The 19,222-nt window shown below is 42.7% G+C and carries 14 protein-coding genes; 2 read left to right on the top strand and 12 right to left on the bottom strand.

The window, feature by feature from the left end; translation table 11 throughout:
- Window positions 1–171: 171 nt before the first annotated feature.
- The 10 genes from H7U12_RS07780 to H7U12_RS07735 all read right to left on the bottom strand — a co-directional run bounded on the left by H7U12_RS07780 (window position 172) and on the right by H7U12_RS07735 (window position 15,492).
- Window positions 172–1,281 carry a response regulator gene (locus H7U12_RS07780; protein ID WP_186635513.1) on the bottom strand — a complete coding sequence of 370 codons (1,110 nt, stop codon included), beginning with the start codon at window positions 1,279–1,281 and terminating at the stop codon, window positions 172–174.
- Entirely contained in the window at window positions 1,274–3,478 is a 2,205-nt protein-coding gene (locus tag H7U12_RS07775) for a sensor histidine kinase (RefSeq protein ID WP_186635512.1), read from the bottom strand. Before H7U12_RS07775 ends, H7U12_RS07780 begins: the two co-directional genes overlap by 8 nt.
- 91 nt (window positions 3,479–3,569) lie before the next feature.
- Window positions 3,570–4,337 carry a DUF3883 domain-containing protein gene (locus H7U12_RS22865; protein WP_186635509.1) on the bottom strand — a complete coding sequence of 256 codons (768 nt, stop codon included), beginning with the start codon at window positions 4,335–4,337 and terminating at the stop codon, window positions 3,570–3,572.
- Window positions 4,338–4,412: 75 nt separating this feature from the next.
- Window positions 4,413–6,878, bottom strand: a complete 2,466-nt coding sequence (locus H7U12_RS07765; RefSeq protein WP_186635506.1) for an AIPR family protein — start codon at window positions 6,876–6,878, stop codon at window positions 4,413–4,415.
- A gap of 1 nt (window position 6,879) precedes the next feature.
- Window positions 6,880–7,875 carry a PD-(D/E)XK motif protein gene (locus H7U12_RS07760; protein ID WP_186635503.1) on the bottom strand — a complete coding sequence of 332 codons (996 nt, stop codon included), beginning with the start codon at window positions 7,873–7,875 and terminating at the stop codon, window positions 6,880–6,882.
- Window positions 7,868–10,765, bottom strand: a complete 2,898-nt coding sequence (locus H7U12_RS07755; RefSeq protein WP_186635500.1) for a Z1 domain-containing protein — start codon at window positions 10,763–10,765, stop codon at window positions 7,868–7,870. The genes H7U12_RS07760 and H7U12_RS07755 overlap by 8 nt, the downstream gene beginning before the upstream one ends.
- A 33-nt stretch (window positions 10,766–10,798) precedes the next feature.
- Entirely contained in the window at window positions 10,799–12,268 is a 1,470-nt protein-coding gene (locus H7U12_RS07750; protein WP_186635497.1) for an ATP-binding protein, read from the bottom strand.
- Entirely contained in the window at window positions 12,268–13,914 is a 1,647-nt protein-coding gene (locus tag H7U12_RS07745) for a DNA cytosine methyltransferase (protein WP_186635494.1), read from the bottom strand. The genes H7U12_RS07750 and H7U12_RS07745 overlap by 1 nt, the downstream gene beginning before the upstream one ends.
- The gene (locus H7U12_RS07740; RefSeq protein ID WP_186635491.1) at window positions 13,887–14,321 is read right to left on the bottom strand and encodes a very short patch repair endonuclease; all 435 of its coding nucleotides are present in this window, start codon (window positions 14,319–14,321) and stop codon (window positions 13,887–13,889) included. Before H7U12_RS07740 ends, H7U12_RS07745 begins: the two co-directional genes overlap by 28 nt.
- 28 nt (window positions 14,322–14,349) lie before the next feature.
- Complete coding sequence (locus H7U12_RS07735; protein ID WP_186635488.1) at window positions 14,350–15,492, bottom strand: putative sensor domain DACNV-containing protein; 1,143 nt, start codon at window positions 15,490–15,492, stop codon at window positions 14,350–14,352.
- Between the two features lie 399 nt (window positions 15,493–15,891).
- Between H7U12_RS07735 and H7U12_RS07730 the strand changes: the two genes are divergently transcribed.
- Together H7U12_RS07730 and H7U12_RS07725 are read left to right on the top strand one after the other, a co-directional pair.
- Window positions 15,892–16,758 (top strand): DNA/RNA non-specific endonuclease, encoded by an 867-nt coding sequence (locus H7U12_RS07730; protein WP_255897308.1) that lies wholly within the window; start codon window positions 15,892–15,894, stop codon window positions 16,756–16,758.
- Window positions 16,759–16,907: 149 nt separating this feature from the next.
- Window positions 16,908–17,303 (top strand): nuclease A inhibitor family protein, encoded by a 396-nt coding sequence (locus H7U12_RS07725; RefSeq protein ID WP_186635485.1) that lies wholly within the window; start codon window positions 16,908–16,910, stop codon window positions 17,301–17,303.
- Between the two features lies 1 nt (window position 17,304).
- On the opposite strand, the gene H7U12_RS07720 is transcribed toward H7U12_RS07725, so the two are convergent.
- Together H7U12_RS07720 and H7U12_RS22860 are read right to left on the bottom strand one after the other, a co-directional pair.
- Window positions 17,305–17,580, bottom strand: coding sequence for a hypothetical protein (locus H7U12_RS07720; RefSeq protein WP_186635482.1), 276 nt, complete (start codon window positions 17,578–17,580; stop codon window positions 17,305–17,307).
- A gap of 439 nt (window positions 17,581–18,019) precedes the next feature.
- On the bottom strand, window positions 18,020–19,153 hold the full coding sequence (locus tag H7U12_RS22860) for a tetratricopeptide repeat protein (protein WP_186635479.1): 1,134 nt from the start codon (window positions 19,151–19,153) through the stop codon (window positions 18,020–18,022).
- Window positions 19,154–19,222: the final 69 nt, after the last annotated feature.

The following is a 19,222-nucleotide window of genomic DNA, read 5'->3' as shown; positions in this document are numbered from 1 at the left end:
TTCTGTTAAAAATTAAAACTAAAATCATTAGCTATACTACTGACTTCAAGTTAATTGTCATGTCCAGCTACAGAGGTGTAGTTTGTAACTATACCTCTGTAGCTGGACATGACTCCTTTTGCATTAGATAGATCTTAAATTACAACAAATTAGGCCTTGTGTAAAAATAGTTTAACTGGTATGCTTTTTAAGCAGCTTGTCGAAATCGAAGTCAGGAGAACCTTGACGAGAATAGTAATAAGAGAATCGCGCAATTATATCCTTACCAAACGAAGATGTTACAGAAGCAATTTGACTATAAGCTTCAGCCCCTTCATGGGTTATAGTTTGAATATTTTGGAAGTTAATTAGTCCGCCATCAAAATAATTACAATCAGGCAAGAAATGATATTTATGCGCATAATTATTAGTAAAAATCTCTCTCAAAACTGCTTTAGCTTGTTCTCTTTTAGCATAGTCTTTAGCGTATTCATCTGGTTTAAGGTCAGGCTTAATAGGTCTTCTTAAAATATTTTTCTGATCTTCTATAAGCGGCGTATTAAGGGGTTCTATTCTCGCTAAAAGCACCTGCTTAGTCTTTCCAAAATGAGCCAAATCACAAGCTGGTGACAAAACAATAGAAAGCTCTTTATCTTTGTTCTCTAAAATGGAACCGGTGAAAATAAAAGGCTTTATAGGTGGTTTAATATATACTTCGGCAGGATTATAATTTACAAAGCTTCCCTTTTCATTAATTTCCAAATATTCAATTACATGAGTTAATGCATGTCGAAGTAAAGTTTTTTCATTTTTTTCATCCATCCAATATTCTAAAGTTCCAGATAGATGAGTCCAAAATACCTTGTCTAAATACTCTTGCAATATTCCCCGCTTCCCTAAAATTCTTGTCACTCCAGTTTTGAAGATATCAGCAAAGCTTTTTAATAGAATATTAAAATCCATTGATTTCTCGTAGACCTGAAAAAAGATGCTTTTGGGAATAGTTGGATCTAAATCTCCTACAAAGCCTGAATAAATAAAAATTGGGAAACGTTTTAAATCTACAATACTCCTGATTATTTCGTTTCCAGAGGCTTCCGAAGAAGTGTTATTTAAGCGTAAGTCCAAAATAGCACCATCAAAAGTATCTTCTGACACTGCCTTTAATGCATCTTCGAGATTATTAACTACTTCTGCTATAATCTTTACAGAACTTTTTTTATTAAAATTATCTATTGTATCCAGATAAGAGATCTTTTGAGGCTCCTCATTTTCAACAATCAAAATTTTTGCGTTATTCATCTATTTGTGTTTTTAAGGTAATTATAAAATGAACCCCATTGTCATCATATATTGCTGTTAACTTTCCATTATTTCTTGCCATTGCTTCACCTGCAATAGCCATTCCTAAGCCATGCCCTTGACCTGCTGGTTTAGAGGTAAAGCCTGGTTCAAATATTGATTCTTCCTCAATAAATTTCTTTTCTATTCCTGGACCGTTGTCCCTATAATGAATAGTAATCTCTTCATTATTATCGTTTTCTTGATTTATAGAAATTAGAATTCTTTTATCAGACTTCTGTTCAGGAGACAGCCAGTAAATACTATTATCTATAAGATTTATAAATGTAGCCAAGAAGTCCTCAGGCCAACCCTTTACTTTTAAGTTAGTATCTCCCTCTAGCCTCAGGGTAATATTACTTTCCTTTAGTTTACTTTCAAGAACTGCTTCTGCTTGCTTTATTGGATTAGCTAATAAAAAAAGATCCGCCTTTTTCCTTCTGTTAGCGGCTAATGGAGTTAACCTAGAAAATAAATTTAAGAAAACTTGAGCCTGCTCTTTAAGCAATAATAATCGATTAGAAATTTTATCAAGTAACTCTGGGGTTGGCTCTTGCTTCAACTCAGAAATCCAATCTATAATATTGGGTATTTGCCGAGAAATAAATCCAACAGGATTATTGCCTTCATGTAACACAACTTTCAAAATACTACCTAAAGTAGCTTGACCTTGATAATCTGCAATTGCTAATTTAACATCCTCTATTATTTTAGTCTTTTCATTCAAATTATTGTCAATTAAATTAAAAATGCGATTTTTAACATCATTATTGACCCCGATTTTATTCAGTTCCTTCTCTAAACTTACCTTTAAGTCAGAAGAATCTATAACTTTATCTAACTTAGAGGTTATATTACGCTTAGATTTAGCTTTGCCGGTTTTGATTTTAAATGAATACCTTATTCTTTCTAATGTATTAATTACCAATTTAGCTGTTTCAACGAGCCCCCAATAGTATTTATCTTCTTTTAAACCTTCTCTACTCGAACGCTCTACTAAATGTGATTTCTCTTCGGGTTCAATTTGTATAAATCCAATAACTTGGTTACTTCCTATATGAAAGGACGGATCTTGCACCCGAGCCCGGTCCAGTTCTAACCAATCATAACCTGGATCACCATGGGGCCTAATCCGGAACCCTTCTCTATATACCCCAATACCATTAACTTCGTCTAATAACTTACGAGCCTCATTTTTACCTAACCTGTTTCCTGTTTTTGGATCGGATAAACCCCTATTGATTAAGTTTTCAATTGCTTGGGGGTCTCTATCAAAAACTCTGAAATCGCAATAAATAACACCACAATTTTTTGCTCGAGGTGAAATCCGTGCTTCAAATTCAACTTTCTCATTAGGTATTCCTTTGATACTGTTATTTTCAAATAATAGAGTCCCCTTTCCTAATTCATCAATAGTTCCAGAAATTCTATAATCAAATAAATCTACAATTGGATACGGTTCAATCTTAATTAACCTATTATTATATTTCTCTACTGGAAAATCCTTAAATGAAAGGTTTATCTCGAAGTTTAATGTTTCTTTTTCATGGACTGGGGATAAAAGCTTTCTTAATTCATTTATTAAATTGTCAATTTGCCATTGATCCCATTCAATAAGTTTGCTTTCATTTCCTACAATTTCAAAGTGGGTTCCATTTGGTTTATTATCACGAGCTGCTTCTATCAAGATATCGATCTCATCTAAGTACTTATATTCGGGCTTCAGGTATTCATCCCAATCAATTAGTAAGGTTGTTGTTATTCCATCCTTTGTAGTTTCCATTAGTAGTTCATTACCCAAAATTGCAACAGCATATCTTCCAATTCCTTTTCTTCCCTGCATTGGCCGTTTCATGTATGGGCTAAACCTTCTTTCTTGTTTATCCTCAGTGGAAGGAACCATCCAGATGTTTGTAACTGTGTCAAAACTCATTCCATGCCCATTGTCAGTAAAATTTATAATTAAAGAGTTAGTTTCTCCCTCATTCTTAGCAGAGAATTCAATTGCTACTTTTTCAGCATCAGCATCATATGAGTTTTTCACTAATTCTACCAAAGCAGAATAAGAATCCTTTATTAAGCCCTCACCTATAGTAAAGACGTGACGTGCGGCAGGCCTGATTTTAAACTTACCAACAGCATTTGCATTTTCAATCATCTGATAATATAATTATTAAAGCCTTTACTCCTTGGGAAGGGAGGTTATAATACCAGCTTTATCATTAAAAGCTAATAGTACTATTCCGTACTTAAGAAGATATTAGTTTTAGTTCCTTAGGAGAAACTATCCATTGTATTTGTATAGAAGTATAAATACTTTTCTGTGATTTTAAGGCTATAAAAGGATTTTGAACAATAGTTACTTCCGGAGTTTTATTTAAATTTCTAATAAAAATTAAATAATAATGTTCCCCATTCTTTTTTGCAGTACTCCATTCTTTATTTGTAAAAACTAAACCACCATCTTCTCCTGAGAGACCTTTAACTTCTATAAATACCCTTTGAATATCATTCACAACTTCAAAATCATAACCACAGCCATTATCACGACAATCAATTAAAGTGCCTTCAAATGGCGAACTATCTGAATAAAAAAAATTTATAAAGAATTCCTCAGCCTTTTTACCTGTTGGCCCTCTAAGCACAAAGTTCTTCTCGATTTGTGATTCTTCCGGTATAACATTCAAAAGCTTTATCTTCTCGTCATCATCCGTTTGCCCAAAGAGTATATCAGAAATAATTAGTCTTACTTCAGATTCATCTAAATCCTGTAAGGCCTCAACCACCCGAACTCTTGAGGGTGAAAGCTTTCTTTGATACCACCCAACACGATGCCCATGTAGAGGGTCGAACTCGTCTCTCCAATTCTTAACTGTATGAGGGTTTACTTTTAGTTTTTCCCCTATTTTATTATGGGTTTCTGCTTGGTTTCCAAAACCAAGATTCTCATATGCTTTTTTATCAAATCTGGACAAATAATACGAAACAAATAAGCCAAGCTTATGATTTTCTTCCACTGAATTAATGAATTAAATAATGTCAGGATAATAAATTAATAATTTAATCACAGAATATTCAAATTGAAACTTATTCTATTTTCTCTTCCACCAAGCATTCTTTTTAGCTGCATAAGTATAACCGGGTAGTTCAACCGTACTCCAGTAACATATGGAAGTTTCCCATCGAGCATCCTCAGCTGTTCCTACTTCACTTGCAGCTACGCCAAACCCAAACCTTTTTACTTTGTTCATTATTTTTGAAACAAAACCTAGGTTCCGATCAGAAAGTGGCCGTTTACCCTCTGCTAGAAGCACAAGGAACTTGTACTCAGGGTCAGATAGCTTTCTATGCTTCTTTTCCCATTTCACAACTTCCTTAAGCTGATCGGTAGTAACTGCAGTTAAGGTTTTGGTAGCAGTTCCAGTTTCATCCGAGTATTCCTCCATATTCAGAAATAACTCCGGTGCTTCCTCTATCGCAAGGTCCAGAATCTTCTGTCCGTTACTTAATTCAGTATCACTGAATAGTTTCTTTCTTAGAACAGCAGAACTGATGGTAGTTGTCATGGTACGCTGGTAAGGAGATAACTTCCCGGTAGCTCTTCCCCATTCTTCGATATCTGCCCATGTTTTTGGGTGAACTGATTTCAATCTTTCCTGAAGAGCTATTACTTCTGCCTGCAAGGTATCTTCTTCCGTAAGTCGTACTCTTTTAGATCTCTTACTATCAGACTCCAGATCATACTTCAGGCTTTCAAGCGAAAGGTTAAAATCCTGCTGTTTAACCGCTTCCCAGCATTCCTCTTTTTTAGCATACTCTCCATAAAGTGAACCTGGAGCCTTTTTCTTAATGAAGGCTTCCATCTTCACCATTATCTCCCTCAGTTTCTCCTTCAGAGGCTCACTTATACCCTGAGCTTTCCAGATTTTGTAAAGATCCAGTTTGTAATTAAGCTTATACCCGAGCCAGGCCACTGTGTAGGGAACAGTTATATAGCGCATATCGCCAATGGAGTTAGGCTTTACCCCATACACCTTTTCAGCTGCCCTGAATAGGATAGCCTTTGCAATAGCATCTTCAAAATAGATGTTGTCTGGTTTACTGTCAAAATTGTAGTTGATAAACTGAACATAGTTTTTCTGGTTTCCCCTAACTACAAAATGTGGCCCCACTACCAGTTTTTTACCTTCATATACTTGTTGCCAGGAGTTCACATACTTGGCAATATCTTCTTTTGTTAAGACCTGCACTTTAGGGTTCTTCAGTTCAAAAGCCTTTCGTTTTGCCTGCGTGAACCCTTCTTTTAGAATTGCATTCTTATACTGCCCTCTGGCACGCTCGTAGAACCAACGCGTCTGTTGAGTTTTGCCCTGTATAGGTGGTGCCCAGATAGTGCGGGAAAGTTTTTCCAGCATAATATGGTTCTCACTATTAGAGCTGAGATCAGAAGCAGAAATCTTGTTCTGAGTATTGGCATACTCTGCAATTCTGGCTACCACATTGGTAAAGTTGGTTTTATTTTTTACCACAGAAAGCTTTACCTGCACAAATATCCTAGAGATATCTGCCTTGTCTTTTTTCCAGGTGTGGTAAATAGATGCCGTAGTCTGACCTCCGTTTACTATCTGCAGGTCCTTCACCCGGGCAATTGATTGCCCATAGCCGTCTGGGGAGGAGACTAGTTGCACTTCTTCTGCCGTAGCTGCCAAACCATTATTAAAGGCAAGAAACATATGTGATTCTTCCAGAATAGTTTTCCGGATGCCCTTATTTATTTTTCCGGAAAACTGCAGAAAAGACCTGACGTTCTGCTCTAAAAGGCGTGAACCAAACCTTTCATATATATTGACCAGTGCAGCTCCCGGAATAATAGCCAGATAGGACTGGTATTCCTCATTATCAGAGGGGGTAAAGATGCAAGGTATAGTATAACCGTCTGCCTGAAAATCTATCTCAATGGGTACATGCGCCTTTTCAGAGATGTTATATAAGTAATTTAGATCTATTACCCGAGAGTAAATCTTATACCCAGAAATAATCTGCTCCTGTAATGTTTCACCCGGATATACTCCGTCTGTTAAAATCATTACATTCACCCGCACAAGGTTATTCTTTAGCTCTTTAGACTCACTTAGAGTATGGGCTAAGTCAAATATCTCTGAGGCCTCTTCTATTTCCTGTACATACGTATTATACACTGCATTCCGGAAGAAGGCAGTGATTCTCTTTGCAGCTTTATCTACCTCCTCTTTAAAAGCTCTGGCAGGTTCATCTGTCCCTTTGAAAATAGTAATGAACAGATCCAGCGTCTCGTAGTTGTCAGAAAGAGCATAGCCATTAATCTTATGCTGAACACTACCGGCTTTGTTTACTTTTTCATCATAACAGGCTCGTGCATTCTCCGTTTCCCCAGCGTCTGCTAATAGACCAATTGCATATTGGGTAAAGATTTGCTCTAATGCACCACCATCATCTTCTGATAACTGTGTAGCCCTTATTTCCTGCTGAACGTTTGCACAAAATTTATTTAACTCCAGATTCTCCAGCGTTTCTGCCATGCTAGTTTAAGGTATTGAAGACCACCTGTTCATCTACCAGGTAATCACTATAATTACTTAATATGATTGAATATTTAATATCACCTACTCCTTCCCGTACTTCATTTTCCTGTATTCTGGGGAAGTCTCCTTTTACTTCGTAGAAAGATTCCTGCCGGACTTTATAACTCTTAATTGCATAAAGGTGCTGATGGCTTTGGTAATAGCCTGCCTGCAAAAGCTTTTCCTGAAATACAGTATATAAATTAAAATCATGGATTAGAAGCGCCTTTACAGATTCTACTAAACTGGACAGAGCTTCTCCTGCATTTTGCTGTACATCCAAAGACAAATGAAAAAGAAACAGATAATCTAATGTGGTGACATCCAGTTGTCTTTCACTGCTAATCTGAATCTTTTGATGGTTATTGCCTTTAGTGGTTTTCACTTCCAGAGCAGCACCACCATATTCAAAGTCCCTGACGGCAAGCTCTGGACCAACCCATGCCTGCAGACATTTAGCTTTGTCTTTAGCAACGTCAAGCCACTTTCTCAAAAAATATAGTTCTCCAAACAAACCCCTCTGGGCTTCCGGTGGCAAACCTTCTGAGGCTGCTTTTTCAAAAAGTGCCTGCCACTTATCTATTCTGTTCAGGAACTCCCGTGCAATGATGCCTTCGTTGTCTAAGTTGATGATATGCCTGATTATATCCAAAATAAGGCTATCAAAAATATCAGAGAACCTGTTATCCAGCAGAATCAGATTAAGAAAGCCTCTTGTGCTATGCTGTGAATCATCTACCTTTTCTAATCTCAACCCCCTCAGCTTCCGGTCAGAATTGATTTTGTTGATAACACTTATAGGTAGTCCCAAAATCAAACAGGACGAGTTCTCAGGTAATTTAATACCCAAGTAAAGGTCACAGTATGAGGATTCTGAATACCGGATTTTGGCTAGCCCGCTCAGAAAGTCGGGCTGCTTTTTTAGTTCGGTCCAGATTTCTTTTATCCTATTCATGCACTAACTCTTCTGCATCTAACTCCTCTGAGTAGTCATACTCTTGAATGAATTGCTCATTGACAGCGTATTCTATTTTTTCATCATTAGGTATATTAGGAAAGCTGATAGCAAACCCCATTATAGGCACATCTGAATAATTTCTTCTCTCAATGTTATACACTTTATTTTCAGGAGTACTGGTTTCAGACAACCACCGGTGTACCGGAGAACAATGTAACGGATATAAAAGCAGTAAACCTTTGGTAGAAGATCTGACTCTCTTTATTCTGAAGCCACTTGGCAGTGTCGGCTCATTTTTTTTCTTGTCCTGTTCCCAATCCTGCTTTGTGAGCTTCAAGGCATCTTCAATTTGCTGGTCTGATAGGTCAATTAATTCATGATTAGGAGAAATAATCATGGCTTTGTTGATAGAGTAGGTTTTAACAATCTCATCTGGCCGGGTAAGGCTGATACTCCGGTCGGTCATTCCAACCTTCTTAGTTTCATTGTTGATTTCAAATGGGTATGTATCTGATTCTTTTGCCGTCGAGTTCTGTATCAACACAATAGTCCAGTCAGTCAAATTATTTTGCCGTACCTGGGCCTGAATATAGTCAGCCATCTTTTGAACATCCAATACTTCCCGGCCAATACTATAACTATTGAGGAATTTGATAATCAGATTGCTATTGTTCTTTCCACTCCAGATGAAAGGCTGTGTTTTTACCTCATTATTCAAAGGCTGTTCTACTTGCTTACCAAGTGTGTTAATCAGTTCAACTGTTGCCTCATAATTACGCCTGAAGATATGCTGATCAATTTTAAGTTTATAGGTTTGCTCAAGCTCTCCCGAATAACTCAGCAACATGATCTGCTTGTGGCGGAATTTGTTTGCTGCTGTGATTTTCAAAGCTCCGGGATGTGTTCTAACTTTTAGCCCGTAATTTTTTGGCGTCTCATTAAGCAGGAACATATAATCAAAATCAGCCCGCATTTCCTCTGAAGCAATGGTGATATGCTCAAACCAATCAATAAGATCGCTGGTAGTAAACAGCCTGCACAGATCAGCGTACCCTGGTCTGTAACCAAACCATCGGCCCATCTGCATTAGGGTATCATACATCTTAGAGGCTCTCAGGTAATAGCTTACAGATAAACCCTCAAGCGTTAATCCTCTTGAAAGCTTATCACCCCCTACTGCAATCACCGACAGATAAGTACCCTGCTGCTCAGACATGAAGTAATCCAGAGGGGAAATATTATGATAGGATAAACCCGCTTCATTTTTGTCTCCATGAATAGCTCTTACATCTATTCTGGCACTGGCATTGAATAACTCATTTTCAATCTCACTCCAAGAAACAGGAACAATGCCTGGATCTTGGTAGATATGATCCTGCATCAGAATCAGGTTAGTCTTAGGCTCAAATTCAGTCTTCCAAGTTTCCCTTAATTCTTTAAGAATAGATCCCTGATTGAATTCGATCTGCTTTTGATAATGCTTTAGTTCAGCGTCTACCAGCATGGCAATTCTATCCTGCCAAACCACGTATCTGGAAACGTGAATAAGCATAGAATTATGAACATCAATCTGTTTTCTAACCCTCCTGGCTGCACAGGAAAGAACAAAACATTTTATAGCAAAACGCAGACTGGCAGGAAGCTCTTCCGGAAGTGGTGTATCCTTCTTGTGCTTATCAGGCACAAAAGCTTCATAATCAAAGACAGGGACGGCTATAGGTAAGGGTTCCTCTGCTGATTCTGAAGAGGAAGAAGCTGGCAATCCAAATACTTTTGTTGGGCCTATGTAATTAGATGGTGCCGGAATATTAACAATGAAATCTTTAGGAAATAGATCTTGGCCTACCGTAAACTCAAAATCCTTTATGGTCAGATTCAACCCTTTGGTGTCTTCCTCTGATAGTAAGGGAATAAAAATGTTGGCAAAAGGGGTTGCAGTATACCCAACATAGGCGCTTTGCTCAAACAAAGATAGCAGCGCCCGGATACTGCCATTAATAGTTGATACTTTTTTAGGATTAACATTAATGGAAGCATTGTCTGCCTCATCATCAATAAGCAGAAAGGGTAGCTCCCGTATAATAATGTTTCCTTCTGGTGTTTTATCTCCCCTGGTTGCAAGCCAGGCTACCAAGTTTTTCAGGATAGAGGCATTCTTTTTTATAACCAGGATAATAGGATCTGTTCCCCTGATATTCACTCCGGAAGCCTGTGCTACCGGACCTTTAAAATCACCGTTAAGCCTACTGGTGGTTAAAGCATGAGCAGGTAAATCTTTATTAAACAGACCCACCCCTATTCTATTACCGGCATTAGTAAAGTTCATGGCCGTCTGAGTATTAAATCCCAGAAAACCCTCATCAATCCTTACCTGTGTTTGACTTCTAAGACTATCATGAAGTCCTGCCAGGACAATAATTAACTTATATCCGGCATCAGCAGCTTTATTAATCAAACCGGTGTAGTTACTGGTTTTACCAGATTGTACCTGCCCTACTACCATTCCTCTTTTGTCCCAAGGTCCTTTGGTCTTCGGGTCAATAAGCCTGTCCAGAATATCGTCAGTTAGATTGTCCAGTTTGTTTAAAGTAGGTGGGGCTATTTTCTTCTGCTGAAACATCAGGTAACGATTCCAGAAATTCCATCTGATTTCTGATTTCTTATTTTTCAGCCACGGGACATACGTTTCTGTATCAGACAGAATTTTATAGGTATCAGAAAAAACTGAAAATTGGGCCTCCAAATATTTATATAATGTTTTTCTTTCTTCCTCTTCAATTTGAAAGATTTTCTGGACGTTATTTATGGCCTCATCAATGTCAGAAGCAGTGATAGTGGATTTACTCTGTAGTAAGGTTATACAAATTTGTTTTGCCTGCTCTAGCATAATAAAATATTGAATTAAATAGATTAAGAATTATTAGATAGACTCAATAAGTTGGGGATAAAGATTAAAAGGCTCCATGTTCAGGATCATCGTACGTGCCAGATCATCCTGTATGCCTTGTGATATGTAGGATGAATGTATAAGCTTCATCATACTTAGGAGCGCATCATGATTGACTCCTTCAAATGGCTGCCCTTGAATATCAGGCTGTTCGCTCTCCTTGATGGTAATGAGCGGAACGGGAACAGTTTCCTCTATAAGATTAAGTAATTTCTTTAGTTCAGAATTCTTTCCTGAAAACTGTGAAAGCAAATGAGAGACAAAAGGATGCTCCTGATTAATTTCATAGAATCGTTTGCCGTGCCGGAGCTTTTCCACCCAGACAGGCTGATACTGCGTTGAACCATATTTTCGCTGTAAAACTTTGCCTTTGTGTCTGTACACATCAACTGCCTGTGCTCTTATTTTACTAGCGTAGGCTTTCAATTGATCCCGAAGGATTAAAGGAGGTCTGGCTACTGACTTTTTGATGTCTATCTGCCAAGAGGCATCTAAATTATTTGGAAGATCAACTGAAATACGTGCCAATTTAAAATGCTCCTCTTTTCGGAACATACCCAACCAATCGCCAGCTAATAAAAGACGATCCTTGCGGTAGATATAGAAGCCTTGGTGAGCGTTCCAGCCTTTAGGACCTTCTGCTTCCCGGAATTTTGTATCAGTTAATTTGGACTTATGAGGAAGAACGTAACCACGTAACTTTACTTTCCCATTCTGAAGCGGATCTTCCGGAAATTTCTGGGTTGAAGGTTCACTCATCAGAAAAGGATCCCAAGGCTTTACTTCTCTTGTCTGGAACCAGATTTTAACTTTCTTACTTTCAATATATCTGTGAAAGATCATGGCTAGGTGCCTTTTCACATGATCCATGATCTGTAAGAACTTTTCCAAACCAACTTTATCGTCTGAATGGAGGGACTGAACAATTCTGTCAAGATTATTCCAAATAACAAAGGTTCCTGATGTCAGGCTGTTTATTTGTGACAAAACATCTTCACCCGGATCATACTTGATCAGGTTCCATTTACGAGCTTCTGCAACATAATCAAGATCCCAGGTCCAGTAAACTGGCGTAGAGTTCTTATATTTTGAAATGACTGTTAACTTCCGGCATTGAGAAAAGGATGCTGTTTTTAATCCAAGACCAAACCGCCCCAGATCCTGCGCAGCTCTTTCTTCATTAGGATTTTTTGATCCCGGCCGCATCGCTTTGATTAATTCCTCATTGTCCATCCCATGGCCATCATCTTTAATAGCCAGCCAGGTGGAAGCTCCTTTATAGTCAAAATCAATCCAAATATTTTTAGCGCCAGCAGAAATGGAGTTATCAATTATATCAGCAATAGCAGTTTCCAGATTATACCCAATGGCCCGGAAAGTTTCAATCATAGAAACTGCTTCAGGTTCTGCTGAAGCAGTTTCAAATTGAGTATAGTCAATCATCAGGAACGCTCCGCTACAAGTTCATCTTTAAACTGGACCTGAGCATCATGCTCTTTAACCTCTTGTTCCTCTATTTTCAGGAATAAATCTTTAACTATATCCCCAATCTGTTTAGCCAGATAAGGAGGAACAGCATTACCAACTTGATGAAATTGGCTGGTTCGCCCACCCCAGAAAAGATAATTATCTGGAAAGGTCTGTATTCTGGCTGCTTCACGTACCGTTAGGCTTCTGCATTGTTTTGGATCATAATGAATAAAGTAATGTCCATCTTTTGAGATGTGACTGGTAACTGTGGTGGCAGTATCATTAGGTAATTGCACTCTGAACCTATCTACAAACTTTCCTGTGCTCGCACTCTGATGATCAGGAAGAAGCTCTTTATCATACTTTGCATAATCTGCCAGACGCGGAAATTTGTTATTATGCTTTGAATACAGGCTGGCAAATAAGTAACGCTTTATGTCTTGTAATAAGTGGGACCGCGACTCATGATTCACCACCCCTCCTAACTTAGAGTCAGAGTACCATGCATAAAGAGGATGCTCCTTTGCAATTGTATCAGTGCATTCAATAAACTCTGCCCCAATACCATTTTCAAATAGAACCTTGTCGCTCAGTTCTTTTTCAACTCCAAATTCATTTTTGGCTAAAAGTTGCTCCCTGAATATTTTCACCTTTTCATTCCATAGCTCCTCAGCATCTTCCAGTTTCTCATACTTCCTTTTCTTCTTTCCATCAACCATTTCGCTTTCAACAAACTCTCTGCTGAGTGCGCTCCTTAAAGGTGGTAAATCACCTATGATAGATTTAAGAGTAATCTTGTCTGTTGCTTTTAAAGTCCTTGGCTTAATATTGATATCTTCCCTTATCCCGATTAAAATTACTCTGTGCCGCTTCTGAGGAATAGAATAGTTCTCTGCTTTAATCAAATAATCTTTATGATCCTTTATTTTAGTTTTTGCTAAAGAGTAAATGGTATACTTAGAAGAATTTGAACTTTCAAAAACAGAGGCTGGATCTTTGAGGTCTCTCAACATCCATTCAAAGACTTTCTCTCCGTTTACCTGCGCAGAGAGTAATCCTTTTACATTTTCCATAATAAAAACGGAAGGCTGGTGCTCAGCAATTATTCTTAGATACTCTTTGTATAAATATACCCTATGATCAGCTTCATGCACTCCCCCTACCCTAGATCTACCCACAAGGGAAAAGGCTTGACAGGGAGGCCCACCAATTAGAACCCAATGTTTATTATCTTTGCCAAGTGCATTCTTAATAAGCGCATCTACATATAAAGGAGGAATCTCTTTTGACCCTAACTCAATTCTACGCGCTTCAGCCTCTGCCTCTTTTGCTACTTCCCAGTATTGAGCATACAAATTCTTAAGCAACTTTTCACGCTTTTTAAGGCTTGGCTCTCTTAGAAGATTATAATACTCTTTTGGCACATCAAGACCATTATGTAAGAACTTCCTGTAAAAGCTTCTCAACTTTAGGGTAGTTTGTGCAACAGGGTCTTTCTCTATCGAGAGCTTTATATCAAAAAAATATTTATCATTATTCTTTACACTTGAAAAACCTTCACCTAATCCCCCAGGCCCTGCAAACAAATCAATTACCGGGATTGATTTAAACTCCTCCATAACTCCTCTTCTATCTTTACTAACGTTTCTTCTTTTGTCTTACTTTTCAATTCACACTCCCAAACAGTCAAGACTTTCCAACCCTGCTCTGCAAGCAGCTTTTCATTCTGAAGGTCTTTATTCTTATTAGTCAGAAGCTTATTGGCCCACCAGTCTGTTCTGGTTTTAGGTAACACAAAATATTTACAGCCGTCATGAGAATGCCAGAAGCAACCATGCACAAATATGACGGTCTTATATTTTGGCAATATTATATCCGGCTTCCCGGGAAGCTTTTTGTCATGCAATCGGTAACGGAACCCTTTTGAAAATAAGAACTTTCTGACCAGAACTTCAGGCTTTGTGTTCTTCCCTCTGATCCGGGACATATTAAAGCTCCGAACCTCTTTGCTATGCACATCAGCCATCCTTCTTGCTAAAGGTAAAAATACAAATCTACAACAGCAACGTATCTACCCGGTGCGCGTGGACCATGTTCTCGCAGGGTGACCAGCTGAAGATGGTGAAACGGCCATCCTGAGAGGCGACCAGGGCAATGGAATCTCGCTGGTCATGGACGAACTGGGCGGCGGAGAGGTGGCGAGTGCCGCCGTTCTGTGTGGGATGGAGGATGACCGGCTCGTTGCCCACCACCGGCTCGGTGAGCACAATCTGTTCGGCCAGTTCATTGCCGTCTGCCCGGATGATTTTGGCCCCGAAGGCCAGGAGCTCGTGCCGGTCGTTGATGATGGTGGCGCCGTCTACCGCGGTCAGGCCCGCCAGGCCGTCAATCTCGCGGCGCATGGCTCCCTGCCACAGGCTCAGGTCCTTGTTCTCCTTCTCTTGCTGGATCAGCTCGGTAAGGGCCGAGAAAGCCGGCGCGATGGCGTAGGGCAACGGATGGATGATGGATTGCTGCCACTTTTCAGAACCGGTGGGCACCACCAACAGCATGCCTCCGCGGCCGTGCGCCCGCATGGACACCGCCAACTGCACCAGCACGTTCACGGAATCATTCCAGGAGGCCGGCGCGGTGAAGCCCAGCATGGAGGAGACCACCGCCGGACAGTCTGGCAAGCTATCGCTGTCCTCGTCAATGATTTTCACCACATCGCCCTTGAGTACCGCCACGTTGGCAAATTTCCCGTAACCGGTAGACCGCCGGTGTTTGACTACCAGCAGCCCCGGTTCAGAGACATCCAGCACAAAGCAGAAACTGAGAATCTCGCGGGTGGTGCCCCACATGTACAGCTCGCCGTGCTCTTTCCAGACACCAATGTGAATCCCGGCCCGCTCTACGCCGGGCGCCAGCTTGGTGAGGTTGTGGGAGGTTAACGGCAGGCGCTGCGCGAACAGGAGCGGCTTGCCCGCTTGCTCCGGCGGCAGAAACGCCAGGGAGATTTTGGGCGATTGCCCTTCCTCTTTTCTGAGGCTCGCCCAGAAGGCCGCATCAATCAGCGCCTCTACCACTTTCATGGAAGGCGCGGGGGCCACGTTCAAAGCACCCTTCTGCCGCGCATCATTCTGATGTTGGGCAAAATGGCTTTCTATGGTAGCGGCAACGGTTCTGGCGGCCGCGTAAGTGGTTGTACGAGTCATCTATCGGGTTACTTGATCCATCAAAAAGCAGCGGCACGGCAATTCCCCCTGTTCTTTCTCCTGCAAGTTCTGCTGCCTTGCCTTCGCCTGTGTGAGGTGCCGCTGTTTTCAGATTCTAACTTACATTTAGTTTTGCGGAGTACAACCCCTTGAAATAAATTGTTTCAGAGACCTCCCCGAAACCAGCTTTACTCCTGAACAAGCCAGTATCCTGCGCGATACCTGTTCCCCAAGTAGCTGTTTTTCAGCCCGATTTCTAAAAACGGGTCTAAAACGGAACGTCAGGCGCGTGCTAACTCAGGGCAGCTTTCCGGGCAGATCGCCTAAAATATTCCTATCCTATTTCTTGAATAGAGACCCAGGGACCCTATCTTGCTATAAATAAGTAAATTCCTTTTCGTGAAAAACTTTTCCCGCTCTTTCCTGCTTCTCCTGATTCTGGGCTTTGGGGTTTCCTGCTCCGTAGAAGACGTGGCACCGGATGCCGAGCAAACCCCCACCGAAACCACCACTCCCACCCAGGACAACCACTTGGCCATGGGCAACCCCAGCGCCGCCGGTACCAGTTCCAGCAATTATTTGGTAAGCAAACCGCAGTACGTGCTCTCGTACAACAGCTTCCGGGGCACGCCTAACTGGGTAAGCTGGCACTTGAGCAGCGCCTGGATAGGCAGCACGCCGCGCCAGGATGATTTCAGGGCAGACAACACGTTGCCCGCGGCTTTTTACAAAGTACAGTCTTCTGACTACACCGGCAGCGGTTTTGACCGGGGACATAACTGCCCCTCGGCAGATCGCACGCTTTCCGAGGCCGACAATTCGGCCACGTTCCTGATGTCGAACATGATTCCGCAGGCCGGGCCCAACAATCAGCAAACCTGGGCCAATCTGGAGAACTACTGCCGCACTTTGGTTAATGCGGGCAATGAGCTGTACATCATCATGGGAAGCTACGGCAAAGGAGGCACCGGCAGTAACGGCTACAAAGAAACCATAGCGGCCGGCAAAGTAACCGTGCCCAACCGCATCTGGAAAGTGATTGTGGTGTTGCCCAATGGTACTGGTGATGTCAGCCGTGTGACCGCCAGCACCCGCGTTATTGCGGTGAACACGCCTAATACGACCAACATCAGCAGCAGCTGGAGCGCTTACCGCACCACCGTAGATGCCATAGAAGCCGCCACCGGGTATGACCTTCTTTCCAACGTGCCTGCGGCCATTCAAAACACCCTGGAGGCCCGCGTAGACAGCGCCCCTATTCAGTAGTTTCAGCAAGTATCAGCTGGGAAGAGAAACAAGGCAAACAAAGAAACCCCGGCTGCGTCTACAAAGGAGCGATCTCGGTCTTGTTTCTCTTCCTAGCGATTTCGATTTGCCGGCTAGTTTTACCCACATTTTCTGAAAATCCCCTCAAAATGGTTTCCTTACGTTCAGAATTGGAGCAAGCCGCGCAGGGCTTATTATTTGTCAGTGAAAGCGAGTTCCCGTTGGAGGTGTTCACCTTGCCGGCCGGGCTTTCCATTACCTCCGGAGCTGATTTCCTAAAGGCCTTCGGCGACAGCCGTCAGCCGGAGGTGGAGAAAGTGACGCTTGCTTACTTTTTCCGGAACATGGGGCGCATGTCTCCAGATCAGGACCCGGCTCAGCAAATCACCGCGCAACGGTTTGTGGCCCTGCAACAATGGCTGGAAACTAATCTACAAGAGGTGCGGGTGTACCGGGTGGGGCAAATACAGGTACAGACCTATGTGGTGGGGAAAGCCCCTGATGGCACCTGGCTAGGCTTGAAAACGACCTTAATTGAAACGTGACTTACTTTTCCTCGTGCAGCAGTTCCTGCACCAGTTTGTCCATGGAGGTGGTCTTCAGGTAAGGGTCCAGTTGCTCTTGCGTGGTGAACGTCCTGATCATGCCAATACTGTCACAATGCTCCAGTAGCCAGACCTCGGCGTAGAACGTACCCATAAAATATAAACTGATGTGGCACCAGCCTTTCAGGCGCGCATGCAGGTACCGACCGGTACTTTGCACGCATTTGATTTGTTCGGGTAGGGGTAACTGGCTAAATTCCTTCACTTGTATTTCCATCACTGCGTGGCCTTAATGTTCTCTCTTACGCTCCTAAACCCTGTTTTAGTGCTTAAGATACCCTTTTTTATTTTATCGCTGTCGGTTGGGCCGCCTATAAATCTGCCTTTTCAGGACCAGACAGCCCAGGTGACAACCACCTCAAACGCCCTGCGCCAGGCACAAGTACCTAGGTTCTCAGCGCTGGCGGTAGGCGCCCAAGACAGATCGGCTTCTCTTCCCGTCCTTTTATGCAGTTTCTTCAAACGAGGACATTCCGGCAAGAGTTTGATTCTGATTGCATTGTCTAATATAGTTCTTGTGAACGTTCTATTTTAGGGCCATTTTCCTGAAATCAATGCTTAAACGGAAGCCGCTTGAAACAGAAGACTGGCTAATCATCAAATACTCCTAATATCCAAAGCTACGCTGCCTTTTGAAGCTGCGTCCCGGCAAAGTTTTACCGGCTTTTCAGGCTTTTCTTTGACTTCAGCGTCTTAAGACCTAAACGGGCACACTGGTCTTTCACCTCGTCTACCGCCAGCGCAAATCCCAACTTGGCCGCTTTAGACAGCAATCTGCATCCGCTGGCGGAGTCGCCCTGGGCTAGTTTTATCTTGGCTTGCAGGTAGAACGCCTTGGCGTTGGAAGCATCCTGCCGAAGCGCCTGCTCGGTGTCTTGCCAGGCTTTCTTCCAGTCCTGCATCCTGAAATACGCGAAGGTGCGGTACAGCAGGGCCTCAGTGGCAAGGGCAGAGGAATCTGGGAGGTTCTGCAGGTAGTTGCTCAGGTCAGCGGCGGCCGCCGACCAGTTGTCTTCCCATTGCAGGTGCGCCAAGCCCCGGTCCAGATACGCTCCGGCCAGGTTCTGGTCCAGGGAGAGGGCTTTGTCCAGGTCCAGGATGGCTTTCAGGTAGTGCTTGGTTTGCAGGTACCCTTTGCCGCGGGCGGCGTACCAGGCGGCGGGCGGACTGGCGTTTTCCTGCAGGGCAACCGTGTAATCTTCTATCGCTCCGGCCGGGTTCTTCAGATAGCCCAGCCGCAGAGCCCCCCGCCGCACCCGCGCTTCTTCCAGTTTGGGTTTGTACTCCAGGGCCGTGGAGTACGCCTCGGCGGCTTTCTGCCAGAGGCGCTGCTGCTCGGCTTGCCGCGCCAGCGTCATGGCCCGGCCAGAGGCAATCTTGCCCCACCCCAGGTTAATGCCGATGATCAGCAGAATCGTCAGGATAATTCCGCCCAGGATAATCTGTAGATCGCGCCTAGAGAAATGGGTGTGTTGCTTGGGCCGCTGCCGGTAATGCCGCTCCGTAAATCCCGCCGGGTTGCGGGTGTGGTGGTAGCGCGGGGTGGCATAGGCTTGGGCCTGGCGGCGTTGCTGCTCATACTGCTGCTGCAAGTCAAAGGCGGCGCGGCGCCGGGGGTCAGACAGAACCTGATACGCGTCATTCACCTGCTTGAACCGCTCCTCCGCGTGGCTGTCATGCGGGTTCTTATCGGGGTGCCATTTCAGGGCCAGGCGCTTGTACGCCCGCTTGATCTCGGCGGAAGTGGCCGAGGACGAGACTCCTAAGATATGGTAGTAGTTCTTGCTCAAAGGGTATGGGCGCGCGTGGCTTCTGCAAAAATACGTGATTGCCCGCAGGGTGGGCACCTCCGCCCGCCG

The sequence above is a fragment of the Rufibacter sediminis genome (assembly GCF_014269285.1).
Taxonomy (GTDB): domain Bacteria; phylum Bacteroidota; class Bacteroidia; order Cytophagales; family Hymenobacteraceae; genus Nibribacter; species Nibribacter sediminis.
Note: the sequence above shows the minus strand (reverse complement) of the source record. Positions and strands in the feature narration are given on the sequence as shown.